Source organism: Cupriavidus sp. YAF13 (assembly GCF_052113425.1).
In the GTDB taxonomy this organism is placed as follows: domain Bacteria; phylum Pseudomonadota; class Gammaproteobacteria; order Burkholderiales; family Burkholderiaceae; genus Cupriavidus.
In genome coordinates this window covers 90,504-114,729 of the sequence record NZ_JBFRDD010000009.1, presented here as the reverse complement: position 1 = coordinate 114,729, position 24,226 = coordinate 90,504, and the positions used below count along the sequence as shown (strand labels likewise).

Annotated in this window: 23 protein-coding genes and 1 pseudogene; 5 read left to right on the top strand and 19 right to left on the bottom strand. The window is 63.7% G+C overall.

The window, feature by feature from the left end:
* Nucleotides 1–7 precede the first annotated feature (7 nt).
* The 8 genes and pseudogenes from AB4061_RS10330 to AB4061_RS10295 form a co-directional block, all read right to left on the bottom strand.
* Nucleotides 8–673, bottom strand: coding sequence for an acetyltransferase (locus AB4061_RS10330; protein ID WP_441633361.1), 666 nt, complete (start codon nt 671–673; stop codon nt 8–10).
* Between the two features lie 2 nt (nt 674–675).
* Nucleotides 676–1,308, bottom strand: a complete 633-nt coding sequence (locus tag AB4061_RS10325; RefSeq protein WP_441633359.1) for a class I SAM-dependent methyltransferase — start codon at nt 1,306–1,308, stop codon at nt 676–678.
* Nucleotides 1,305–2,090: a methyltransferase domain-containing protein gene (locus AB4061_RS10320; RefSeq protein WP_441633357.1), complete on the bottom strand. Its 786-nt coding sequence runs from the start codon at nt 2,088–2,090 to the stop codon at nt 1,305–1,307. Before AB4061_RS10320 ends, AB4061_RS10325 begins: the two co-directional genes overlap by 4 nt.
* Nucleotides 2,091–2,175: 85 nt before the next feature.
* Nucleotides 2,176–3,003, bottom strand: coding sequence for a phytanoyl-CoA dioxygenase family protein (locus AB4061_RS10315; RefSeq protein WP_441633355.1), 828 nt, complete (start codon nt 3,001–3,003; stop codon nt 2,176–2,178).
* The gene (locus AB4061_RS10310) at nt 3,000–3,944 is read right to left on the bottom strand and encodes a glycosyltransferase family 2 protein (protein ID WP_441633353.1); all 945 of its coding nucleotides are present in this window, start codon (nt 3,942–3,944) and stop codon (nt 3,000–3,002) included. The genes AB4061_RS10315 and AB4061_RS10310 overlap by 4 nt, the downstream gene beginning before the upstream one ends.
* Nucleotides 3,941–4,663, bottom strand: a complete 723-nt coding sequence (locus AB4061_RS10305; RefSeq protein WP_441633351.1) for a WbqC family protein — start codon at nt 4,661–4,663, stop codon at nt 3,941–3,943. The genes AB4061_RS10310 and AB4061_RS10305 overlap by 4 nt, the downstream gene beginning before the upstream one ends.
* A gap of 227 nt (nt 4,664–4,890) precedes the next feature.
* Nucleotides 4,891–5,013: pseudogene (locus AB4061_RS10300) on the bottom strand (dTDP-4-dehydrorhamnose 3,5-epimerase family protein); the annotation flags it as partial.
* A 180-nt stretch (nt 5,014–5,193) separates the two neighbouring features.
* Nucleotides 5,194–5,475, bottom strand: a complete 282-nt coding sequence (locus AB4061_RS10295; protein WP_441633349.1) for a sugar nucleotide-binding protein — start codon at nt 5,473–5,475, stop codon at nt 5,194–5,196.
* A 151-nt stretch (nt 5,476–5,626) separates the two neighbouring features.
* On the opposite strand from AB4061_RS10295, the gene AB4061_RS10290 reads away from it, so the two are divergent.
* The gene (locus tag AB4061_RS10290; RefSeq protein ID WP_441633347.1) at nt 5,627–6,457 is read left to right on the top strand and encodes a symmetrical bis(5'-nucleosyl)-tetraphosphatase; all 831 of its coding nucleotides are present in this window, start codon (nt 5,627–5,629) and stop codon (nt 6,455–6,457) included.
* Between the two features lie 23 nt (nt 6,458–6,480).
* Here AB4061_RS10290 and AB4061_RS10285 read toward each other — a convergent pair whose 3' ends face one another.
* The 7 genes from AB4061_RS10285 to AB4061_RS10255 form a co-directional block, all read right to left on the bottom strand.
* A complete protein-coding gene (locus tag AB4061_RS10285) occupies nt 6,481–7,329 on the bottom strand; it encodes a lysophospholipid acyltransferase family protein (RefSeq protein WP_441633345.1) in 849 nt (282 codons plus the stop codon).
* Between the two features lie 64 nt (nt 7,330–7,393).
* Nucleotides 7,394–8,668 (bottom strand): dihydroorotase, encoded by a 1,275-nt coding sequence (locus AB4061_RS10280; RefSeq protein WP_441633343.1) that lies wholly within the window; start codon nt 8,666–8,668, stop codon nt 7,394–7,396.
* 75 nt (nt 8,669–8,743) lie between these two features.
* Nucleotides 8,744–9,715 carry an aspartate carbamoyltransferase catalytic subunit gene (locus AB4061_RS10275; RefSeq protein WP_043348713.1) on the bottom strand — a complete coding sequence of 324 codons (972 nt, stop codon included), beginning with the start codon at nt 9,713–9,715 and terminating at the stop codon, nt 8,744–8,746.
* A gap of 105 nt (nt 9,716–9,820) precedes the next feature.
* Nucleotides 9,821–10,348, bottom strand: a complete 528-nt coding sequence (pyrR, locus tag AB4061_RS10270; protein WP_174422641.1) for a bifunctional pyr operon transcriptional regulator/uracil phosphoribosyltransferase PyrR — start codon at nt 10,346–10,348, stop codon at nt 9,821–9,823.
* Complete coding sequence (gene ruvX / locus AB4061_RS10265) at nt 10,345–10,782, bottom strand: Holliday junction resolvase RuvX (protein ID WP_441633340.1); 438 nt, start codon at nt 10,780–10,782, stop codon at nt 10,345–10,347. The genes pyrR and ruvX overlap by 4 nt, the downstream gene beginning before the upstream one ends.
* Entirely contained in the window at nt 10,775–11,347 is a 573-nt protein-coding gene (locus AB4061_RS10260) for a YqgE/AlgH family protein (RefSeq protein WP_043348720.1), read from the bottom strand. Before AB4061_RS10260 ends, ruvX begins: the two co-directional genes overlap by 8 nt.
* Before the next feature lie 137 nt (nt 11,348–11,484).
* Nucleotides 11,485–12,192: a pseudouridine synthase gene (locus tag AB4061_RS10255; RefSeq protein ID WP_441633478.1), complete on the bottom strand. Its 708-nt coding sequence runs from the start codon at nt 12,190–12,192 to the stop codon at nt 11,485–11,487.
* Nucleotides 12,193–12,375: 183 nt separating this feature from the next.
* On the opposite strand from AB4061_RS10255, the gene AB4061_RS10250 reads away from it, so the two are divergent.
* Entirely contained in the window at nt 12,376–13,926 is a 1,551-nt protein-coding gene (locus AB4061_RS10250) for a cryptochrome/photolyase family protein (RefSeq protein ID WP_441633338.1), read from the top strand.
* Nucleotides 13,927–14,316: 390 nt separating this feature from the next.
* Here AB4061_RS10250 and AB4061_RS10245 read toward each other — a convergent pair whose 3' ends face one another.
* Genes AB4061_RS10245 through hemC form a run of 3 tightly spaced genes read right to left on the bottom strand, consistent with a single transcriptional unit; the run spans nt 14,317 to nt 18,684 of the window.
* Nucleotides 14,317–15,507, bottom strand: coding sequence for a heme biosynthesis protein HemY (locus AB4061_RS10245; protein ID WP_441633336.1), 1,191 nt, complete (start codon nt 15,505–15,507; stop codon nt 14,317–14,319).
* A 3-nt stretch (nt 15,508–15,510) separates the two neighbouring features.
* Nucleotides 15,511–17,673 (bottom strand): fused uroporphyrinogen-III synthase HemD/membrane protein HemX, encoded by a 2,163-nt coding sequence (hemDX, locus tag AB4061_RS10240; RefSeq protein WP_441633334.1) that lies wholly within the window; start codon nt 17,671–17,673, stop codon nt 15,511–15,513.
* Nucleotides 17,674–17,682: 9 nt separating this feature from the next.
* Nucleotides 17,683–18,684, bottom strand: a complete 1,002-nt coding sequence (gene hemC / locus AB4061_RS10235; protein ID WP_441633332.1) for a hydroxymethylbilane synthase — start codon at nt 18,682–18,684, stop codon at nt 17,683–17,685.
* Nucleotides 18,685–18,763: 79 nt separating this feature from the next.
* Between hemC and ppc the strand changes: the two genes are divergently transcribed.
* Nucleotides 18,764–21,778 (top strand): phosphoenolpyruvate carboxylase, encoded by a 3,015-nt coding sequence (gene ppc / locus AB4061_RS10230; RefSeq protein ID WP_441633330.1) that lies wholly within the window; start codon nt 18,764–18,766, stop codon nt 21,776–21,778.
* A 173-nt stretch (nt 21,779–21,951) separates the two neighbouring features.
* Here ppc and AB4061_RS10225 read toward each other — a convergent pair whose 3' ends face one another.
* Complete coding sequence (locus AB4061_RS10225; RefSeq protein WP_441633328.1) at nt 21,952–22,587, bottom strand: ferritin-like domain-containing protein; 636 nt, start codon at nt 22,585–22,587, stop codon at nt 21,952–21,954.
* Between the two features lie 279 nt (nt 22,588–22,866).
* Between AB4061_RS10225 and AB4061_RS10220 the strand changes: the two genes are divergently transcribed.
* Both AB4061_RS10220 and AB4061_RS10215 read left to right on the top strand, forming a co-directional pair.
* Nucleotides 22,867–23,388, top strand: a complete 522-nt coding sequence (locus tag AB4061_RS10220; RefSeq protein WP_441633476.1) for a sigma-70 family RNA polymerase sigma factor — start codon at nt 22,867–22,869, stop codon at nt 23,386–23,388.
* The gene (locus AB4061_RS10215) at nt 23,385–24,131 is read left to right on the top strand and encodes an anti-sigma factor (RefSeq protein ID WP_441633326.1); all 747 of its coding nucleotides are present in this window, start codon (nt 23,385–23,387) and stop codon (nt 24,129–24,131) included. The genes AB4061_RS10220 and AB4061_RS10215 overlap by 4 nt, the downstream gene beginning before the upstream one ends.
* The last annotated feature ends 95 nt before the right edge of the window (nt 24,132–24,226 follow it).

Here is a 24,226-nt window from a genome sequence, read left to right as displayed (position 1 = left end):
CAACCTCCTAAATCTTCCTCAGCTTGGAGCTAGGTACTTTCGAGCGCGGCGTGGCAGCGCCGACATAGACCCCTTCTGCCTCTGCATCACCAAGCAGCAAGGCTCCAGCACCCACCACGCACCTCACGCCGATTTTAATGTGATCACGCAATGTCGCATTCACCCCAACAAAACATTGCTCTCCGATGTCAACGCCCCCTGAGACAACAACATGCGACGCAATGAAACAGTGATCCCTAACGATCGAGTGATGTCCAATGTGGTTTCCGCTCCACAATGTGACGTTATTTCCGATCGTAACGAACGGTTGAATTGTATTATCTTCAAGAATGAAGCAGTTTTCCCCGATATTCCCATCGTTCAGGACGGATGCGCGCGGGCTGACAAAGCTTGCCAGACGGTATCCTAATTTCTGAGCCTCAAGGTATTTTTCCTTGCGCACAGCATTGAGCTTGGAATAACTAAGCGCAACAAATAGCTCATACTCTCCTGGCGGGTACCGATCAACCACCTCCTGAAACGCAACGATTGGCAAGCCACAGAACGTCTTGTCCGTCAGATAGGCTGCGTCCACTGTAAAGGCGGCAATCTCATATTCCGACTCCCTACTGAAATAAAAATACGCAAGCTGGGCGATCTCACCGGCACCAAATATAACCAGTTTCTTTCTCACGATTATTTTCTCACAATCATAGTGAATTCATACAATCCGTAATCATGAAAAAGTGCGACATTCCGCGAGTAGCGGCGCTTACACAGATCAAACAATCGACACGGGTCTGCATAATACAGATAATCGCGAGTTTTATCTGAGTCGGAATACGAGGTTAAGCAGTTAAATGCAAAGCCGACTCGACTGCTCTGGTTGAGCACATCCAATGTCATCTCAAGGTATTCATGCCATTTGGCATCCGATTGATCCAGGCGGACATTAAATATGCCGCTCGCAATACCATAATCGGCAACCTGATCCGGCTCCCCAGAGAGAACGAAACGCGCATTCTGACTGCCCTTCTGGCGCTGCTCGGCTGCAAGAATCATGTTCTCGGAGACATCAATACCCGTGTAAGAGAAATCTCCGTATTCGTTGCACAGAAAATCATAGAGTGCACCGTAACCACAACCTAAGTCATTCAATGTGAACTGGCACGAGCCATCAATAACCTTACACAGTTGCTTGAAACGAAGAATCTGGCCTTCCTCGCCGTTCCAGTCGACACCACGCGGGCCCTCACCATGTTCTGCGAGTTTCTCAGAGTAGTATGTAGAAACAGCCGACAGGATCGGATCATTAGCAATACTACTCATGAATTACGCTCCCCGGGACAGGGTTTTGCTTCAAAAAAAAGCACCAACGCCCGTCTGGAGCCGGCGCACAACTTTTGGAGAAAATGCAAAGGGAACAATGTATAATAATTCAGCACCACCCCCAGCAACGATGGGAAATAGGTCTTGTATTTTACCGATCGCCGTCCCGACTGCTTTGTCCGCTCCAGAGTTGACAAAGATAATTTCTGTCGTTCGCTCCTGCTCACCAGGAAATTGGACACCGGCAGTAACAGGTTGGAGACTGGGAAGGTCAACCCGGCGATGTGCAGGAGTTTCCAGCCACTAGCGCTCACCAGCCCTTGTACCCCGGCCCTGGTATAACGCCGGCAATGTCCGGCAATATCATCCTCAATGCCCCAATGTTCAGGCGATGCAGGTACCAAGGCAAACATAACCCCATCTTGCTTTAGGCACTCGGAAGACTTGTTCATGAAGGCGGATTGCTTGTCGTCCTCCAAATGCTCCATGACCATGCATGAAATCACCAAATCGACCTTTTCAGGTATCTCGGAGGAGAGATAATCCGCGTTGACAGGTAGAAATCGTTCCTCAGCAATTTCGCGGGCAAAGCGATTGCCTAGCGAAGCAATCGTTTTCGCTTCAAGGTCATAGGAACGACCAGACCATCCATAATCAAGCAGAAGGCGCGTAATTTCCCCGCTTCCCGGCCCAACTTCGATGAAGCGCCCCGGGCGGAGCCGGCGTAAGCGCTCCCGCAGGTACATAAGCTGCAGCAGGGTACCCGGTGGCAAGACTACCATGGTAGCCGCCTCCTCCAAGAGGCGCCGGAAAAAAGCTGGATCTCCCGGCCAAGTTGCCTCATTTCTGTAGATCGTTGGGATAACATTAATATCTCTTGCCTTCTCGCGTAGAGAGATAATCGGCAACGGAATCAGGCTCCAGATAATTGAAGCCCAGCACTTCCCTCGCCTCACTCGGAAGATCCAGATCATTCATGTTGTTTGGAATCCTGATCTGTTGCTTGAAATACGGGATATTATATACATGATTCACCGCGCGCCTAACTGCCTGCGACCCATTAAATCCGCCCGTATGAAACAGCATACAGTCAAGCAAAATGAATGACCCCGCCCTTGCCTCGATCTGAACAGCATTTTTCTGCACGTAACCTGGAGAAGGAAACTCCTCAGATTTATGTGACGCCGGCAGTACAATGGTGGCCCCATTTTCGCATGTAAAGTCGTCAAGGCAAAACAGTGCATTAATAGCAAGTGGTCTCGACGACACGAAATGCTGATAAGGCAAATCGCGATGCCACGCACCCTGATTGTAGGTTTCTTGAGGAGGGTTGATTACGCCGTTTTGCTGATTGAGAATAAATTTCCCGAGAATCAGCTTCTTCAGCACGAATAGCAGGTTTTCATTTAGCGCAAGTCTAAGAAAAACTTCACCTCCATGCGTGAGCGGCGATCGCATAGCATGATATTCATTAAGCGCTCTGAGCCTTAGCTCCCCATAGGTTTCGATGTAGCGCTCTCGAGTACGATCAAATTCCTCCGATATATTTTGGAGTTCCGCTACCGAATATCCCGAATGCAAAATCGCATATCCGATATTCCTGACTTGCTCGGCAATCTCGTCAAGGTCGGACTCGCACTGGGTCCGCTGCAGTATGCCGTAGGATGCGCTAGGAAAATGCTTCGCTGTAGTCATTTCTGGAAATCGGATTCCTGCGAACCCCGATAAATCTGCCGCACTATTGAATATGGCCGCCGCTTAACCTCGGAGAAGACCTTGGAAATATAAATCCCCTGGATTCCCATGAAGAAAATTATCAGGCCCGAAAAAAACCAGATCGACGCAATAATGGACGTATACCCATCCGGCGGCGATGCAATAAAGAAATACCTGACAGCCAGGTAAGCAATATATCCTAGCGCCGAGATTGAGATAAGCAGCCCCGTGTAGAATGTAAACACCAGCGGCAGGCTACTGAAAGATGTAACCGCATTGACTAGGTGACTAAATTTTCGCGAAAGCGAATAAGTCGTAGGACTGGTAGAGTGTTTATGGACAATCTGTTGGCATTGTTTAAACCCCGTAACGATCCACAGCCCACCAATATTGAGCTCGCGCTCCCTGTGCAGGAGTAGTGCGTCGACATAGCGTCTCGACATAAGTCGCGCGGTGACGATGTTGTTAGGCTGCCTTATTCCAGTAAGTACGCGAAATAGCCGATAGAACAAATCGCCCGCAGCCTGCTCGAAGTATCCGCCCTTTCGCCTGGATTGAACGCCAAAAACAACATCACTTGCTTCGGCATCCATCTGCTTTTGAAAGCTAATTCCCCATTCCGGCTCCTCCTCAAGATCGCTATCGATCAAGAAGACTCTTTCGCCTCGGGCGTTCGCCAACCCCGTCATCATTGCCTTGTGATGGCCGAAATTTCGAGACAAATCGACGACTACAAGATGCGCATCCGATTCGCCAAGTTTTATTGCCAGATCCAGGCTATGGTCGGGTGACCCGTCATTTACCAAAACGATCTCGTAGTCATCACCCGCAAGCTGCCTGGCGACAGCACTCGCTCGTTGATAGAATTCAACAATATAAGGTGCCGACTGATAGAGGGTCGCGACAATGGAGAGCTTCATGAGTTTACATACCTCATGTACCGGGATGCGCTACTACCGCAATTAAACAGCAAATCAAGAATGCTGACCCCATGGACAAACTCGCCCCAAAGCTGCGGATACTCAGGATAACCAGAGTAATCAAACCAGGATACTTTGATCCCCTTCTCGCTGAATACACTTTCTTCGATGTAATCCTTGGCCGAGGGCCCGGAGATATACTCTGTACCCCCGGCCTGGGCACAAAGGTCCGCCAGCCGCTCAGTCTTTCCATCACTAAGCACGTAGTCCCATGAGTTTGAAATGACTGTATCGATCCCCAGATATTTACAAATGGCATCGATAAACCGGCGATTCAATTGCGAGAGATGTGTGTAACGCTCATCGAGATAGAGCGGCGCGAGCCAGCTCTTGATTTCGTCAAAGCATTTTGCACGCCGATAGTTTTGCTCGAGTGTTTTCCAATGAGCAAGTGCCCAAGCCGCACCGTCAATCTCCGTGTCCTTGATTTTTTGATCGTACCTTCCTTTAACCTGGACCGGCACGGTAAGCCACTGCACATTTTGAGGTGTCTTGAACTGATTACGGTTGCGCCAGTCGCGTTTTGTGTACTGCATGTCGTCATAGAGGATAAATTCATCCACTGCGGCAATCATGTCGAAATATCCCTTCCAGGGAATATAGTTGGACTGGAGGATAGCGATTTTCTTCAAGAGTCGGCCTTCCTTTGTTCCTCGCATGCAGCCACTGCCGCATCAGCGCTATGACTGGGCTTGTGCAACTGCTGAATTTGGCCGTTGGGGAACCCAAGAGTACCGACCATCTTAAAGTCCCCCCGCCCATCAGCCGCAACGCTGGCCAGAACGTCTAGTGAAATTGGGCGCGGGCCATGGGGGTTGAGCGCCGAAATCACAGTCAGCGCAGCCTCGGACGTCTGCTTTGCCATGTAAGCCAACCAACCGCCAACCGCACTCTGCTCCAATATGGGGAACCCGTGGGCAAACCCTTGCGGCGCCCAGATCTGGCGCAAGTTCTCTGCAGTCAAATTCACTCCTACCCACCTTCTAAACGTTACGGAGCCTAGCCGTATGCCGCGAGCGGCACGCCGAATATCTCACGAATATATCTGGTCCATCAGCACACGGACACCCTGCGTCCAATCTGGCACGTCTCTTGCGGCCTGGCCGCTCGAGGTCGGAATTAGAGGAGCGCAGCACCAACCGTGCCGCGTCGCATGTCTCCATCGACCGGGCGCCTTACAGGCGCATCCTTAACGCCACACCCCACGCCTGCGCGTGACGCATGCCTTTCGCAATGCATAGCCGTGCCGGAAGCTCTGCCCGGCAGTGGTGAGGTGAAATGTGCTCGAAGGGATACTGGCCCAATCGTCATTTAGCCAGTTGCGCAGAACATTCAGCGCAGTTGTACCCACGACAAGCGCGGCAGTGGCCGGCGCGTCAAATTCGTCCATGACCACCTGCAACTGATCACCCTTGCGCGCCGAGGCAAGTATCGTCTTTGTGAAATTCCAGCCGTGCGCCCCGCGGCCCACGACAGTATTCCGACAGTACCTACCCTGCACCGCCGAGAGAATGGCTAGAATCTCTAGCCTGCCGCGAGTGGCGATATTCTATCCGAACCGATTCCATGGCGGCCCATCAGTACGGCGTGCCCCAATAGTCCAACAGAGTCAATAGATCCGAATGACCCTACAAAAATATGCCATTGGAGATCTGCAGGGCTGCTCCACGTCGTTCCTTGAACTGCTCGAGCAGCTGCCGCCGACAGCGAAACTGCGCTTTGTTGGCGACTTAGTCAACCGCGGTCCCGCTTCCGCAGAGACTCTGCGCCTTGTGAGACAAATCGGCGCGCGCGCTGAATCCGTCCTCGGCAACCACGACATCCACCTGCTGGCAGTCGCTGCCGGCGTGCGCAAGCGCGGCCGCACCGACACACTCGACGACATCCTTGATGCACCAGATTGCGACGAATTGATCACATGGCTGCGACATCGCCCCCTGGCCATCCATGAGGACGGCTTCCTGCTCGTGCATGCCGGCGTACTACCGCAATGGACGGCCGGGCAGACGATGGAACTAGCGGCAGAAGTCGAGCAAGAACTGCGCGGCCCCAACTGGCAGGCTTTCCTGGCCAACATCTTCGGCAACGCGGCAGTCCGTTGGGATGCGGCCCTGCGCGGCATCGAGCGCCACCGCGTAGTGGTCAACGCCCTCACCCGCCTGCGCTTTTGCAGCGCGGACGGCGTGATGGACCTGAAGGCCAAGGATGGGCCCGGCAGCATGCCCGCGGGCATGCTGCCCTGGTTCGACGTTCCAGGCCGCCTGACCGAAGACACCACCGTGGTTTGCGGACACTGGTCCACGCTTGGGCTGGTAATGCGCCCCAACCTCATGGCGCTGGACACGGGATGCGTCTGGGGTGGCAAGCTCACGGCGGCGCGGCTGGCGCCGGACCCGGCGCAGCGCTCACTGATCCAGGTGGATTGCCCGCAATACTGCGATCCACTCGCTTGAGCCAACGGCCGCGCAGGGGCAAATTACGGCGCGGCAGCCGGCGCGGGCGAATCCGCAGCTTCGCCCGCCTCTCTGACGTCAGGTTCGTTTCCGGCGCCGCCATTGACGCGCCCCGCCAGTTCTGCGGCATGCTCTTGCGCACCCTGGCTCAGGTGGGTCACCACTTCCCGCGCGGCCTCGGCCAGTTCGCGCCGGCTAGCGCTGGCGGCAGTCAAGGCCGGGGCGAAGCAAAGCCTGGCGATGATCGGCGGCGCCCGCAGGATGGAATCGAGCGTCTGCAGTAGAGTCAGATCCCCGATATACGCCGGCGCCGTGGTTGGCTGCCCTGTAGCCGCATCCAGATAAGCCAGCCCAACAGGCTGCACCGGCAGCCCGCCCGAGATCGGCGCCTGCATCAGATTGGCATGGAACGGCAGCACGCTGCTGCCATCCGTGGTGGTCCCCTCGGGAAACACGCAAACCAAATCGCCCTGCAGCATCACATCGGTGATGGCATGCAGTACCCGATGCGCATCTCGCTTGCGCGCCCGTTCGATGAAGATGGTGCCGGTCTGCCCGCACAGCCAGCCGATCACGGGCCAGTCGCGAATTTCCGACTTGGCCACGAAGCGCACGGGCTGCCAGCAATTGATGACGTAGATGTCCAGCCAGGAGATGTGGTTGGACACCACCATAGCCCCATGCGGGGGCTGCTCCCCGGGCCCCAGTCCCAGCACCTCGACCGTCACCCCGCAGATCCGCAGCAACCGGCGCGACCAGCGCCGGATGTGCGATTGCCGCGACTCTACGCCGAGCCAGGGGAACAGCACCGCGCAGGTCAGGAGGCCGCGCAGCAGATGGAGGATCAGAGCGATCTTGCGCAGCCAGATCATGCCTGCCCCACTGACGAACTCGCTTGCGCCATCTTGTCCGACTTCCCTCGGCCCGGCATGGCGCTCAGTGCAGTTCGTAGACGACGTGGCCGCCGACCAGCGTGGTGCGCACGCGCCCACGCATCTCGTAGCCGAGCCACGGCGAATTCTTGCCCTGGCTCTTGAGCGCGCGCCGCTCGACCTTCCATTCCTGCTCAGGATGGAAGATGCAGATATCGGCGGCGCTGCCTGCGGCCAGTGTGCCGGCAGCCAGGCCGAGCACGCGGGCCGGCTCGGCCGTGATGCGGGCGAGCGCCTTGCCCAGCGGCACCTTGTGCTCCTCGGCCCAGCGCAGTGTCAGCGGCAGCAGCAGTTCCAGCCCGGTGGCGCCTGGCGAGGCTTCGGCGAAGGGCAGCAGCTTTTCGTCGTCGTCCACGGGGGTGTGGTCCGAGCACAGGGCATCGATGGTGCCATCGGCCAGACCCGCCACGATGGCGTCGCGATCGCGCGCGCTGCGCAGCGGCGGCGAGAAGCGCATCTGCGAGTTGAAGTAGCCGATGTCCATATCGGTCAACGACACGTGGTGGATATTGACGTCGCAGGTGACCGCGAGGCCTTCGCGCTTGGCCTGGCGTACCAGCTCGATGCCGGCGGCGGAGGACAGCCGGCACAGGTGCACGCGCGCGCCGGTGCTGCGCATCAGCTCGAAAATGGTGTGCAGGCGCACCGTCTCGGCGATCACCGACATCCCGGACAGCCCCAGGCGAGATGCCACGGCGCCGCTGGCGGCCACGCCGCCACCGAGGTAGGGATCCTCCGGGCGCAGCCAGACCGTGAAGCCGAAGGTCTTCGCATACTGCAGCGCGCGCAGCAGCACCTGGGTATTGCGGATCGGCGCCTCGGCCTGCGAGAAACCGATGCAGCCGGCCTCAGTCAGTTGCGACATCTCGGTCAGCGTTTCACCGTTGAGGCCCAGCGTCAGCGCGCCCAGCGGATAGACGTGCGTCTGGTTAAGGGTGCGGGCGCGGTACTTGAGCATCTCGACCAGGCCCGGCTCGTCGAGCACGGGGTCAGTGTCGGGCGGGCAGACCAGGCTGGTCACGCCGCCGGCGGTGGCCGCCGCCACTTCGGATTCGAGCGTGGCCTTGTATTCATAGCCCGGCTCGCGCAGCCGCGCGGACAGGTCGACCAGGCCGGGGCAGACGATCAGCCCGGCCGCGTCGATGGTCTTGTTGGCGTGGAAGTCCGCCGGCGCGCTGCCCACGCCGACGATCTTGCCGGCGGCAATGTAGAGGTCTTGCTGCGCATCGACGTTCGCGGCCGGGTCGATCAGGCGGCCGCCCTTGATGTGGATCTTCATATCGTGTCGCTTGGCTTGTATTCGGTTGTTCTGGCTTGCCTGGACCTTGTCGGTCGGGCGCTATCCGTCATGAGGTCAGTCGTGGTTTCCGGCCACGATGCCCATCACGGCCATGCGTACCGCAATGCCGAAGGTCACCTGGTTGAGGATCACGGACTGCGGCCCGTCGGCCACGGCGGAGTCGATCTCCACGCCACGGTTCATCGGGCCCGGATGCATCACGATGGCATCGGGCTTGGCCAGCGCCAGACGCTCGGGTGTGAGGCCATAGGCCTTGAAGTATTCCTGCGCCGAGGGCAGCAGCGCGCCGCTCATGCGCTCGTTCTGCAGGCGCAGCATGATCACCACGTCCACGCCCTTCATCCCCTCTTCCATATTGTGGAAGACGCGCACGCCCATCTGCTCCAGCCCCGAGGGCAGCAGCGTGCGCGGCCCGATGGCGCGCACTTCGGGCACGCCCAGCGTGGTCAGCGCGTGGATGTCCGAGCGCGCCACGCGCGAGTGCAGGATGTCACCCACGATGGCGACCGTGAGATTGGTGAAATCCTTCTTGTAGTGGCGGATCGTGTACATGTCGAGCAGCCCCTGCGTGGGGTGCGCGTGGCGGCCGTCGCCCGCGTTGATGACATGGACATGGGGCGCAACGTGCTCGGCGATGAGGTACGGCGCGCCGGAGCTGGCATGGCGCACGACGAACATGTCGGCCGACATCGCCGACAGGTTGTTGATGGTGTCGAGCAGCGACTCGCCCTTGCTCGTGGACGAGGCGTTGATGTTCAGGTTGAGCACGTCCGCCGACAGCCGCTTGGCGGCAATCTCGAAGGTGGTGCGGGTACGCGTGGAGTTCTCGAAGAACAGGTTGAACACGCTTTTGCCGCGCAGCAGCGGCACCTTCTTCACTTCGCGGTCGGAGTCAGACAGCGAGACGAACTGGCTGGCAGTGTCGAGGATGTGCGCGACCATCTCGCGCGACAAGCCCTCGATCGAAAGCAGGTGCTTGAGCTCGCCGTTCTTGGTCAGTTGCGGGTTGCGGAACGTCTTGATCATGGCAGGTAGAAAGGGCCGGGCGGTGGCGGTGGCTGGTCTGGGCAGGTCTGGGTCTGGCTTGCCGGCGTGCCGTTGCGGGCGCGCCGGCCGGTGGGCTGGGCAGGCTTAGTTGCCGGTGGCCTCGTCGGCGAAGGCAAAGCGCATGTCGGAGCCGGTGCCCTCATGCGACAGCACCAGCGTGGTCCCGGGCGGCAACGCGACGTGCGTGGCAGCAAAGTCCGCAGCCGCCGGCAGTTCGCGGCCGCCGCGATCGACCAGCACGGCCAGCGCCACGCGGGCCGGGCGGCCATAGTCGAACAGCTCGTTGACGGCAGCACGGATGGTGCGCCCGGTGGCCAGCACGTCATCGATCAGCAGGATCTTGCGGTCTTGCACGTCAAAGGGCAGCGTGGTCGGCTGGGCCTGGCTGTGCAGGCCCTTCTTGGCATAGTCGTCGCGGTGGAAGGCAACGTTGATGACCCCATGGGCCGCCAGCTGCAGGTCCGCGGCGAGCCGCTCGGCAATCCAGGCGCCGCCGGAATAGATGCCGGCGACCGACCATTGCGCGCGTTCGGCCTCAGGCAGCGCGGCCTGCACCTGGTCACGCAGCGTACGGTAGAGCGCCTCGGCGTCGAGAGAGGAAGTCTGGGTCATAGCGGATGCTGGTCGAAGTACTGTTGCAGGATGATGCTGGCGGCCTCGGCGTCGAGCGCGCCCTTGCGGGCGCCGGCCATCTCGGCGGCGATCGACGTGTAGCTTTCGTCCACCCAGGCCACCGGCAGGCCGAAGCGGCCGTTCAACTGGTTGCCGAAGCGGCGTGCGAGCCGCATCGATGGCTGCTGGCTGCCGTCCGGATTGGTGGGCATGCCCACCACCAGCTGCACCGGCGCCCACTCATTGATCAGTGCGGTCACCGCCTCGAAGCGGCCTTCCACGGTGATATTGGGGATGATGACGAGCGCACGCGCCTCGCGCGTGACGAAGTTGCCAAGCGCAACGCCGATCTTCTTTTCGCCGTAATCGAAGGCCAGGACGGTGCCGTCGGTGGGCAACTGGCGCGGCGCTGGCGTCGCCCCGTCGTCAGGCATGCCCAGCCTCGCCCGAGAGCATGGTGAAGTCGATGCCCAACAGGCGTATGGCGGCGGCGAAGCGTTCCTCGGGGGGCACGCTGAAGATGATTTCGGGGTCGGCCTGGACGGTCAGCCAGCCATTGCGGCTGAGTTCTTCCTCCAGCTGGCCCGCACCCCAACCGGCATAGCCGAGCGTGAGCAGGAAGCGTTGCGGGCCGCTGCCGTTGGCCACGGCCTCCAGCACATCCTTGGAGGTGGTCATCTCGAGTCCGCCGGGCACGGCCAGCGACGAGACATAGATGCCGACCGGATCATGCAGCACGAAACCGCGCTCGGTCTGCACCGGTCCGCCGAAATAGACCGGCTGCTGCGCCACCGGCTGGATCTCCAGCTTGAGGTCGATCTTGTCGAACAGGGTGGCCATATCGATATCGATAGGCCGATTGATCACCAGGCCCAGCGCGCCGCGGTCGTTGTGCTCGCACAAGTAGACGACGGAACCCGAAAAAGTCGGGTCTGCCATGCCGGGCATGGCAATCAGGAACTGATTGGTGAGATTGATTGGGGCTTCCAGCGTCGCCATTCCTGCATTTTATCAAATCGTTGCCATCCGTCCGGAAAAGATTCGCGGAATGCCGCAACGCAACATTCCGACGCTTGCCCGGTGCGCTTGCTTGCTGGCCTCTGTGCCAGCGTCAATGCTTGCTTGCCGCCGCCCGCCTATTCCTTGCGCGTCAGCGCGGCCAGGTCTTCCGGCGTCAGCCAGCGCCAGTCTCCCAGCGCCAGGGTCGGCTCCAGCACCAGCCCGCCGATGGCGCTGCGGTGCAGGGCTTCCACATGGTTGCCAGCCGCGGCCACCATGCGCTTGACCTGGTGGTACTTGCCCTCGGTCAGGCTAAGGCGCAGGCTGCGCTCGCCGGTAGCCTCGCAGGCGGCCGCCGCGATCGGGGCCGGCTCGTCCTCGAGTTGCACGCCCGCCACCAGCGCATCGACCTGCTCTTGGGTGACCGGCTCGGCGGTCGTCACTTCGTAGACCTTGGGCACCTTCTTCTTGGGCGAGGTCTGGGCGTGGATGAACTGGCCATCGTCCGAGAGCAGCAGCAGGCCGGTGGTGTCCTGGTCCAGCCGCCCGACCGCCTGCACTTCGCGCTGGCGCAGCGGCACCGGCAGCAGGTTGTACACGCTGGGATGGTGGCGCGGGCGCTGCGAGCATTCGTAGCCCACTGGCTTGTTCAGCAGGATGTAGGCCTTGGTGTGGCCGATCCAATCCTCGCCGTCCACAGTCAGGCGCAGGCCGTCGACCTCGAACTTGGCGCCCGGATCCTCGCACAGGGTACCGTCGACCTCCACCAGGCCGGCCCCGATCAGGTCGCCGCAATAGCGGCGGGTGCCGAAGCCTTGGGATTGGAGGATGCGGTCGAGTGTCATGGCCATGGCTTGCTTCTTGATATCTGAATGACTGGATTGCTGGATTACTGAAATACGGGCCGGCCTGTTCGGCGCTGCGGACAACGCCGGCCGGCATGCCGGGCCAGCCCGCGCGCGCGGCGCATGCCTGACGCTATGGTAGGGTAACAGGCTTCGCCAGCCCAACTTCCGGAACGCCCGATCTTGCCCCCATCCCCCTCCGACGCCCGCCTACCCTATCGGATCGACCGGCAGTTCGAGCGCGGCCTGGTGTGGTTCCGGCGCGACCTGCGCGCCGACGATCACGCGGCGCTGCATTATGCCCTCAAGCACTGCCGCCAGGTATGGTGCGTCTTCGTTTTCGACCGCGAGATCCTGGATCCGCTGCTGGCGCGCGGCCTGGCGGCCGACCGCCGGGTGGCGTTCATCCTGGCCTCGCTGGCCCCGCTGGACGAAGCGCTGCGCGCGGCCGGCGGCGGCCTGATCGTGCTGCACGGCCACGCGCGCACAGCCATTCCCGAGCTGGCCGCCGAGCTTGGCGTCACCGCCGTGTTCGCCAACCACGACTACGAGCCCGCCTCGCTGGCCCGCGATGCCGAGGTCAGGCAAGCGCTGGCGGGCCAGTCCTGCGCCTGCTTCAGCTTCAAGGACCAGGTGATCTTTGAGCGCGACGAGATCCTGACCGGCCAGGGCAAACCCTTCTCGGTCTTCACGCCCTACAAGAACGCCTGGCTCAAGGCCTTGCTTGCGTTCGACCTCAAGCCCTACCCGGTCGAGCCTTATCTGAAGTCGCTGGCCGTCCCGCCGAAGGCTTACGTACGGCCGCTGCCCACGCTGGAGGCACTGGGCTTCGCCCCCTCCAACCTGGCCGAGATCACCATGCCCACCGGCAGCGCCGGCGCCCACGCGCTGTTCGACGAGTTCTGCGAGCGCATAGGCGACTACACGCGCCGGCGCGATTTCCCCGCCCTGCGCGGCCCGAGCTACCTGTCGGTGCACCTGCGCTTTGGCACCCTGTCGATCCGCACGCTCGCCCGCACCGCCCACGCCGCCACGCTGCGCGGCGGCGCCGAGAGCGCTGGCGCCGCTACCTGGCTGTCCGAGCTGATCTGGCGCGATTTCTACTTCATGATCCTGCACCACCACCCCCGCGTCGCAGTTGGGTGCGCCTTCCATCCCGCCTACGATGCCATCCGCTGGATCGATGGCAACACCGGCGAGCGCTACTTCCAGGCCTGGTGCGACGCCAGGACCGGCTACCCGCTGGTGGACGCCGCCATGCTGCAGATCCGGCAAAGCGGCTACATGCATAACCGGCTGCGCATGGTGGTAGCGAGCTTCCTGGTGAAGGACCTCGGCGTGGACTGGCGGCGCGGCGAGCAGTACTTCGCCGACCAGCTCAACGACTTCGACTTCTCCGCCAACAACGGCGGCTGGCAGTGGGCCGCCTCCACCGGCTGCGATGCCCAGCCCTACTTCCGCATCTTCAACCCGACCACGCAGTCTGAGAAATTCGACCCGCAGGGACGATTTATCAGGAAGTACCTGCCGCAACTGGCGCGCCTGCCGGACAAGTACATACATGCACCGTGGACAGCCTCGGAAGACGTGTTGTTCGCAGCCGGGGTCAAGCTAGGGGAAAACTATCCGCGGCCGATCGTGCAACACGACGTGGCACGCAAGGAGACCCTGGCGCGGTATGCGGTAGTGAAGGAAAAGCGAGGAACCGACTCTGCACAGCCCGAGGGCGACTGAGAACCGAGGAGCCGTAAGCGACGATTCGTTGCGGCCGTGATTCCCACCCGGAGGGCGGGAATCACCCGTGCGCGATGCGAAGCGAGCCGTGGAGGTGTGCCAAGGCCGTATGGGGCGCCTCGGGATTCGGCGAAAAGCGCGGAAAAGAGGGACCCATGTTTGAGTATCGCCTTAAGGCGATGCGAGTTTGGGTCCCGGCCGCTCTTTTCGTCGAATCCCGAGGGGGTGTCGCCCCATCCGGCGCGCCTTTTTTGCCTACTTTTTTGGCAAGACAAAAAAGTAGGTCGCCGCCCCGCAGGGGTGGTGAAGCTGCAGTTGCAGTTGACGCTAAGCCCTTGAAGCTTAAGCCGATTTTGCAGTTGCAGTTGACATCAACCCAAACTCGACTCCTCAAGCCGCCAAAATCGCACTTTCCCGATAATGCCGCTGCGCCTCCTCAGGCCGCTCAGTCTCCTCGAACATCTTGGCCAACGCCAGATGCGCCCGAACCCGCAACCTGCGCTGCAGGTCAGCATCCGCATATTTCAACGCCCGCTCAAAGCTGGACTGCGCCTTGCCCCATAGCTTCTCGCCCAGGCACAACACGCCAAGCGTGAAGTAGAGATCCGCATCCACCGGATGCTGCGTCAGCCATTTCTCGGCCTGCTGAATCTGCGGCAGCGCACGTCCCGGCTCCGCGCAGTCGGCATAGCGCAAGACTAGCCGGCTATCCCAGTTGACCTTGAGCGCGTCCTCCACGATCTTGCGCGCTTCATCCTGACGGCCCAGCGCCGCGAAATAGCGCGCCGCGGGCTCGGCGATGCGGGCTGCGCGGCGTTCGTCGGTGGACAATGAACGCCAGAAATCCTGCAGGCCCTGCACGTCGTGGCGGCGCTCCTCCAGCAGGGCCTCGCAGGCCAGTTGCTTGAGGCGCAGCGCCAGCACAGGATGCAGGGCGTTGCGCTTTTCCAGCGAGCGCGCCAGGCGCAGGACTTCGGTCCAGTTCTTCAGGTGCTGGTGGGCACGCAGCGCGATGCGCTGCACATGGATCTGGCGCGCGCCCTGGGCCTGCAGCTGCGCGATGGTTTCCAGCGCGCCGTCGGCATCGCGCGCGTCGACCAGCAACTCGGCCATCGACACCAGCCGGGCCTGCTCGCGCTCGGGGTCGGTCACCTGCGCCATCCAGGCGTCGCGCCGCTCGGTTTCCTGCATGCGGTGCGCCGCGCGGGCGCCAATCAGCGCCGCCGTCTGGGCCTGCTCGGGCCAGGCCTGGGCCTCGCGCGCGGTACGCTCGGCACGGGCAAAGCGGCCGGCGAACAGGTTCTCGATGGACTCGCGCAAGGCCGCCTGCGCGCGGCTCATGCGGCTGCGCTCGCGGTAGGCCGCGGCACGCGCCGGCATCTCGGACAGATGGCGCGCGGTGCTGAGGATGGTCCAGACCACGAAGAAGGCCAGCAACAGCAGGGCCAGCGCCAGGTTCAGCGACAGCTCAACCCGGTAAGGCGGGTAGAACAGGACCAGATTGCTCTGGTTGAATTGCGTGAACAGCGCGAGCCCGACCGCGCCGCCAAACAAGATAGCTACCCAGAAAAGAAGCCGCATGCGCTACTCCTTCTTGAGCGCTTGCAGCGCGCCGAGGCTTTCCGCCATGGTGGGCAACTGCACCGTCACGGCGCCGGCCTGGGCCTGCTTGAGCAGGGTCAGCACGGCCTGCACGCGGCGCGACTTGGTGTCGCAATAGCGTCCGATCATGGCTTGCGCGGCCGCCAGGTCATTGCGGAACACGGGCTCGTTGCGCGACAGCAGCGCCAGGCGCGCATTGAGCAGGCGCAGCTTGACGTTCTCGCGCAGGAACCAGCCCTGGTCGCCGGTCAGCAGCAGTGCCTGGGCATCATCCACGCGGCGGATGCGGATGACTTGCATCAGCTCGTCGCGCACGCTGCCCCACAGGCGGCCAAACCAGTTGCCGATCGCGTTGCCGGCCGACACTGCCTCGTCCTTGGCGGCATTCTTGCCAGCCTTGGCGCCGGCGGGCTTGGCGGGCTTGTCGACAGCCTCGGCCTTCGCGTCCGTCTTGCGCGCGTCCGCTTCACTGCGCTCGAGCATGCGCTCGCTCGACAGCAACGGCAGCGTATCGATCTGGTTGATGGCTTCGTCGAGCTTGATCGCAGCGCCGGTCAGGTCCGTATCCGGCACGGCCTTCATGCGCGCCACGTCGCGCGCGATGGCACGGCGCAACAGGTTGTACTGCGGCTTGTCGGTCCGTGCAAGGCGCGTGTCGGCGCTTTGCAGCGCGGCCAGCGCTACCTGCACATTGCCCGTCAGCTGGAGTTGCTGGCCGGCGTTGGTGAGCAGTTGCTGGATCTCGGCGATCTCCCAGTCGTCGCGGTTGCGCATCAGGTCCTGGTAGACCTGCTCCAGCGCGGATTGCTTGTCGCGCGCCTCGCCCACCTGGCCGTCCAGCGCGCCAACCTTGGCCTGCAGTTCCTTGACGGTGTCCTGCGCATTGCGCGAGAGCACCCGGGTTTCCTGCACCAGCGCATCGTTGCTCTGCTGGCGCCGCGCCAGTTCCTGGGTCAGGTGGTCCACGCGCTGCTGCAGCCACCAGAAACCGCCGCCTATGGCGAGGATCAGCAGGAACAGCAGCAGCCACCACGGATTGACGCGGGGCGCGCCGCGCGCGGGCAGCGGGGCGCCAGCCGCGGGAGGCGGGCTGGAGGCGGGAGGAGCGGTATTGTCTTGCGTCACGCGATCGACCTTCGTTGACGTTGCGGGCGGTGGGTTGACTGGTGGTGCTGCCGGGAGCGGCGGCGGCACCGTGGCGAGCGGGACGGGCGCGGCGGCAGCCGGCGGCGCCGCGACAGGCATCGGCGCCGGCGGGCCGGCATGCGCCTGCGCCCACTGGCGGCAAGCCGCCAGCAGGCCTTCGTCTCCGGGCGCCGCGCGCAGCAGGTGCGTGAAGCCAAGGGCCAAGGCCTGTTCGGCGATTCTCGCATGGGGCGCGATGCACTGCACCTGGCGCAGGCAGGCGAGCTCTTGCGGGCTCAGGGCCTGGCGCGCCATCTCATCGAGATTGCGCACGGCTTCGGAGCTGGTCAGCAGCCAGGCCTGCGGTGCCGCGCCCGGCTTGAGAGCGTCGCGCACGGCCTGCCATTGCATGCTGCCGGGCGTGGGGACAGAGCGCTGGTAAGCCTCGACCGCCAGCACCTCGGCGCCGGCGGCGCGCAGGCGCTCGGCCAGCCAGTCGCGTCCGCCGTTGCCACGGATGATCAGGACCTGCCGCCCGGCAAGCGCCCCGGTGCCAAGCTGGGCTTCGAGCTGTTGCCACAGCGCCTCGGAATCGAAGCGCGCCGCGGTGCCGTCGCCACCGTTGGCGGCGTCGCCGTTGTCTGCCTCATGGCCGGTTGTGCAGCCGGCCGGGGCGATCACGCGGCAGTTGGGCGCGGCAATCCCGCGCTCGGCCAGCGCAGCCACGCTGGCAGGGCCAACCACGGCTACCGCTACGGATGCCGGCCACTGCGGCGCGGGCTTGTCCTGCACCTGGGCCAGTGCATCGAGCGCGAAGGCCACGGCATTGGGGCTGACGAAGACCACCAGCGCGAAGTCCGCCAGTTGCGCCAGCGCCGCGCGCAAGGGGGCATCGTGGGCCACGGGGCCGATCGCCAGCAGCGGAAAGCCAAGCACGTCCAGGCCGGCGGCCGACAAGGCCTCGGTAAGTTGCCGGGACTGCCCGGCGGGTCGTGTTACAACGACGGTCGGGCGGGGCATGGGCCGGTCTCAGGCAGGGGCTTGGGGGGACGCCGGATCCGCCAGCGCCGCGAGAATGTCAGCCGCGCCCTGCCCCAACAGGTCCTGGGCAACGGCCTTGCCAAGCGCTTCGGCCTGGCTGGATGCATCGGCGCCTTCCACCACGGCGGCGGACTGGGCCCGCACACAGCGGCTGCCATCGGGCAGCGCCACGAAGGCGTCGATGTGCAGTTGCGCGCCGTCCCAGCGCGCATGCGCGGCAAGCGGCACCTGGCACGAACCGCCCAGCATGCGCGACACGGCACGCTCGGCGGTCACGGCCAGCGCGCTGGGCGCATGGTTCAGCGGCGCCAGCCAAGCGGCCAGCTCGGGGCGGCCGGACCGGATCTCGATGCCCAGCGCACCTTGCCCGGCTGCCGGCAGCGAGCTGACCGGATCCAGCACGGCACGGATACGATTGACCAGGCCAAGCCGCTTGAGGCCGGCGGCGGCCAGGATGATAGCGCCGTAGTCGCCACGGTCGAGCTTGGCCAGGCGGGTATCCAGGTTGCCGCGCAGCGGCTGGATCACCAGGTGGGGGTAGCGGGTGCGCAACGCGGCCTCGCGGCGCAGGCTGGAGGTGCCTACCACGGTGCCGGCGGGCATGTCGTCCAGCGAGGCGAAGCCGCTTGAGACCAGCGCATCGCGCGGGTCCTCGCGCTCCATGATGGCAGTCAGGGCAAACCCCTCAGGTAACTCCATCGGCACATCCTTGAGGGAGTGCACGGCAAGGTCGGCGCGGCCTTCGGCCATCGCGATCTCGAGTTCCTTGACGAACAGGCCCTTGCCGCCAACCTTGGACAAAGTACGGTCTAGAATCTGATCTCCGCGCGTAGTCATTCCGAGAATGGACACATCGCACGCGGGATAGTATTGTTGCAATGCAGCACGCACATGCTCGGCCTGCCACATAGCCAAACGGCTTTCACGGGAGGCAATGACTAGCTTGCGCGGCGCGGCGCTGGAAGACGACGGGGAGACGGATGCTTGCATCCGCGAATGTTAGCACGCACCCCAAGCCGCTCCGGGCCAACAGACAATACACAATAGATAAGAAACGACAGGAGATTGCATGACGCAGCAAGCTGCGCGCCCCGCAGGCCGGCGCAAGCCAACCGCCAGCCGGGCAGACGCCCCCGACACCGCATTGGCTTCCGCCTCGATTCCCGCGACCGCCCCATCTGCCCCATCCGCCAAGGCCACCCGTACCAGGCGCGCCAGCGCCGCGCAGCCTGAAGCAGCGCCCGCCACGACGCCGGCTCGCCGCGCCAGCGACAAGGACGTGCCCTTGCGCGAAGACATCCGCTTCCTGGGCCGCTTGCTGGGCGACTGCGTGCGCGAGCAAGAAGGCGAAGCCGCCTTCGAGGTCGTCGAGACCATCCGCCAGACCGCCGTGCGCTTTCGCCGCGAGAACGACCGCGCCGCCGGCGCGGAGCTGGATCGCCTGCTCAAGCGCCTGTCGCGCGACCAGACCAACTCGGTGGTGCGCGCCTTCAGTTATTTCTCGCACCTGGCCAATATCGCCGAGGACCAGCACCACAACCGCCGCCGTCGCGTGCACGCGCTGGCCGGATCGCCGCCGCAGCCAGGCAGCCTGGCGCATGCGCTACAGGCCATCGACGCGGCTGGCGTGACCGGCAAGACACTGCGCAAGTTCTTCGACGAAGCGCTGATCGTGCCAGTGCTGACCGCCCACCCGACCGAAGTCCAGCGCAAGAGCATTCTCGACGCCGAGCGCGAGATCGCCCGCTTGCTGGCCGAGCGCGACCTGCCCATGACCGCGCGTGAGCGCGAACACAACACCGCGCTGTTGCGCGCGCGCGTCACCACGCTGTGGCAGACCCGCATGCTGCGCAATACGCGGCTGATGGTGGTGGACGAAATCGAGAATGCGCTGTCCTACTACCGCACCTGCTTCCTGCGCGGCATCCCGCAACTGATGAGCGAGCTGGAAGAGGACATCGCCGCGGTGTTTCCCGCCACGCGCAAGAGCAAGGGTGCGCCGGCCGCCTCTACTCAGCTCGCGCCCTTCTTCCAGATGGGCTCCTGGATCGGCGGCGATCGCGACGGCAACCCCAATGTCACTGCCGACACGCTGCAACACGCCGCCAGCCAGCAATCGTCGCTGATCCTGGAGTGGTACCTGGACGAAGTCCACGCGCTGGGCGCCGAACTGTCAATGTCGAGCCTGATGGTGGAGGCCAGCCCGGCACTGCTGGCGCTGGCGGATGCCTCGCCCGACCACTCCGAGCATCGCGCCGACGAACCTTACCGCCGCGCACTGATCGGCATCTATGCGCGCCTGGCGGCAACCTGCCAGGCCGTCACCGGGCAGGCCGCGCCGCGCCACCCGGTGGCCGACTCCGCGCCCTATGCCGACGCGCAATCCTTTGCCGCCGACGTGCAGGTCGTGATCGACTCGCTGCGCGCCCACCACGGCGAGGCGCTGGCGCGCACCCGCATCGACGCGCTGGCCAAGGCCATCGCCGTGTTCGGCTTCCACCTGGCCTCGATCGACATGCGCCAGGTCTCCGACGTGCACGAGGCGGTGATCGCGGAACTGTTCGCCGCAGCCGGCGTGGAGGCCGACTATGCCGGCCTGACGGAAGCCCGCAAGCTGGAACTGTTGCTGGCCGAGCTGCGCCAGCCGCGCCTGCTGACGCTGCCCTGGCATGCCTATTCCGAGCAGACCCGCAGCGAGCTGGCCATCCTGAACATGGCGCGCGAGCTGCGCGCCCGCTATGGCGCGCGCGTGGCCCGCAACTACATCATCTCGCACACCGAGACGCTGTCCGACCTGGTCGAGGTGCTGCTGCTGCAGAAGGAAACCGGCATGCTGCACGGCACGCTGGGCAGCAAGACCAACCCGGCGCGCCCGGAACTGATGGTGATCCCGCTGTTCGAGACCATCGAAGACTTGCGCAACGCTGCCGGCATCATGCAATCGCTGCTGGAACTGCCGGGCTTTGCCTCGGTGATCGCCCACCATGGCGGCGAGCAGGAAGTGATGCTGGGCTACTCCGACTCCAACAAGGACGGCGGCTTCCTGACCTCCAACTGGGAACTGTACAAGGCCGAGCTGGCACTGGTGCAGGTGTTCGAGGCGCGCCGCGTGAAGCTGCGGCTGTTCCATGGCCGCGGCGGCACCGTTGGCCGCGGCGGCGGCCCGACCTACCAGGCCATCCTGTCGCAGCCGCCGGGCACGGTCAACGGCCAGATCCGCCTGACCGAGCAGGGCGAGATCATCAACAGCAAGTTCGCCAACGCCGAGATCGGCCGGCGCAACCTGGAAACGGTGATCGCCGCCACGCTGGAAGCCTCGCTGCTGCCGACGCAAAACGCGCCGAAGGACCTGGCGACGTTCGAGGCCGTGATGCAGCAGCTCTCGGATCGCGCGTTCACGTCGTATCGTCACCTGGTGTACGACACGCCCGGCTTCAAGGACTACTTCTTCGCCACCACGCCGATCACCGAGATCGCCGACCTCAACCTGGGTTCGCGCCCGGCCTCGCGCAAGCTGATGGACAAGAAGCAGCGCCGCATCGAAGACCTGCGCGCGATTCCCTGGGGCTTTTCCTGGGGGCAATGCCGGCTGCTGCTGCCGGGCTGGTACGGCTTTGGCAGCGCGGTCAAGGCGCTGCTGGACGAGGCGCCGGACGAGCGCGCGCACAAGGCCGCCGTGGCCACGCTGCGCCGCATGGTCAAGACCTGGCCGTTCTTCACCACGCTGCTGTCCAATATGGACATGGTGCTGGCCAAGACCGACCTGGCCGTGGCCTCGCGCTACGCCCAGCTGTGCGAAGACGCCGCGCTGCGCAAGACGGTGTTCGCGCGCATCAGCGCCGAGTGGCACCTAACGTGCGAGATGCTGGCCCTGATCACCGGCCGCCACGAGCGCCTCGCCGACAATCCGCTGCTGGCGCGTTCCATCAAGAACCGCTTCGCCTACCTGGACCCGCTCAACCACTTGCAGGTGGAATTGCTCAAGCGCTACCGCTCGGGCAAGGACGGGGACGACATCCGCGTGCGGCGCGGCATTCACCTGACCATCAACGGGGTGGCGGCGGGCCTGCGCAACAGCGGCTAAGGCGAGGCTGCGCGCACTGCGCAAAAAAACCGCCATGGTGGCTGGCACCATGGCGGGGAACCCGTCCCGCCAGCAGGCCGGACGGCGCAGAGTGCGGCTCGTCTACCGAGGATAGCGGCTATCCGGGCAGAAACGGCAGATCGGGCGCGCCATCCGATGTTGGCGGCCAGGCTTCAGCCGACGAACGCGCCCGGCACCGGGTCTTCTCCGAGCACCGAGAGCAGGATGGCCCAATGCATCGCTTCGTCACCCAGGATGCTGCCGGCGGCCTTGGTCAGCTCGCGATTGTGGAAGTTCGGCAATACACCCAGGTAGGCCGCGGTGGCACCTTTCTCAAGGCCTGCGGCAAAGCGCAATACATCGGCCTGGGTCTTCAGCTGGTCGGTCGGGAAGCCGTATTCACCCGGCTTTTTGGTCATCACGGGGCTGCCGCCCATCTTGGACACCGTGCCAGCCAGCACCTGTGCGTGTGCCTTGTGGTGCGTCTGGAACTTGACCGCGGTTTCCAGCACGGGTTTTTGCAGCAAACCGCTCTCCGCGCCAACCTGATAGGCCGCGATGGCCTGGTATTCCAGCCCGAGGGCAACATTGAGAATGGCGATATCGTCCTTGGTGCTGCCGGACTGAACCTGCGCCCATGCTGGCATCGACTCACCCAGGCTCATGACCGCCAGCGATCCCAGCGCGAACAGGCCGGGGACTTTCAGCAAGCCGCGCCGGCGCGCATCCGGCGCAACAAGGATGCGGCTGTCCGTGTCCTCGCCGGCCCGGCGTTCGTGCTGCGCGGTGCTCGACTGCATGCGTTCCATGGTGCTCTCCTGTATAGGGGTGGATGGCGCCCTCATGGGGTCGCATGCACTCGGATGCGGCTTGCATCGCGGCTGCAACGGCGGCGCCTGTCTCTTCTACGCGCGCAATTGGCCATCGGATGCAGCGATCCTTCGCATGCCGCGCGCAAGCCGTGCCTATAATCCGGGAACGTCACTTGCTGATATCCGCCCCCGGTGCCCTCCTCCTCCGCCGACTCCTCTTTTGCCCCCAGGCCGGCCGACGCCGACCTGCTTGCCGCGTTGCTGCAAGGCGCGGCCATGGGAGACCGGCACGCCTTGCGGCAGCTCTACGACCAGACCGCAACGAAACTGTTTGGCCTCGCGCTGCGTATAACCAGCAGGCACGATTGGGCGGAGGATGTGGTGCAAGAGAGTTTCGTCAGCATCTGGCATCACGCCGGCGACTACCGGCCGCACCTGGCTGCCCCGATGACCTGGATGACAGCCATCGTGCGCAACCGGGCGCTGGATTGCCTGCGCCGCCAGGCAGCTGCCCGCACCAGCCAGACCGTGGAGCTGGACGACAGCCTCGGCGAGTGGCTGGCCGACGAAGCGGCCGGCCCGGCGGAACTTGCGCTCGCCAGCCAGCAAGCGCGGGCATTGAACCAGTGCCTGCAGCGGCTGGAACAGCCGCAGCGGCAGGCTATCTCGCTGGCCTACCTGAAGGACATGAGCCATAGCGAGCTGTCTGAACAATTGCAGGTGCCGCTTGGCACCGTCAAGTCATGGATACGGCGCGGCCTGGAGCGCCTGCGCACGTGCCTGGAAAGCCTGCCATGAACCTCAGCCGCCGTCCCGACCTGATCGACCGCCTTGCCGCGCAGTATGCGCTGGGCGTGTTGCGCGGGGGCGCGCGCCGCCGGCTGGAAACGCTCGCCCGCGAGGAACCCGCGATCCGCGCGGCCATCAGCCACTGGCAGTCCAGGCTGTCTGGCCTTGCCGAACTCCAGCCTGCATCGGCGCCGGTGGAGAAGGTGTGGTGCGGGATCGAACAACGGCTGGGCTGGCAAGCCATGAAGGCGTCCGACGCGGCGGGCCCAGCCGGTGAGGCACCCGCAGCCTGGTGGCAACGGCTGTGGGCCGCCCCCGGCTTCTGGCGCGGCGCCACCATGGCGACCGCCGTGCTGGCGGCCGTGGCAATCGGCCTCAACGTGCGGATGGCCCGCCAGTTGGACACTGCCCCGCTGGTCAATGCGGTGGCCGTGCTCAACGACGATCGCGCCCAGGCCGCCGTGCTTGTGACTTGGGATGCACGTTCGCAAGCACTGACCTTGCGGCGCCTGGATCACCTGCCACTGAACGATGCGCAGGCCCTGCAGCTTTGGGCCCTCCCGGCCAGCGGCAAGCCGCAGTCGCTCGGCGTGATCGGGCACCAGCGCCAGTTGCGCCTGGCGGTCGCCCAGGCGCTGGGCAAGGTGCCGGCGCTGGCCATCAGCGTGGAGCCGCGCGGCGGCTCGCCCGATCCCAACGGCCCCACCGGGCCGGTGGTGTTCAAGGGCCAGGTCATCGACAACACCTTATAGGGCGTATAGGGCAGGCCGGGAGGCTCTCCCGGACCCGCTACCGTCTGCGTAGGGCCCGGCAGCGATATAATCGCGCTTTCCCCGAATTTTCTCGT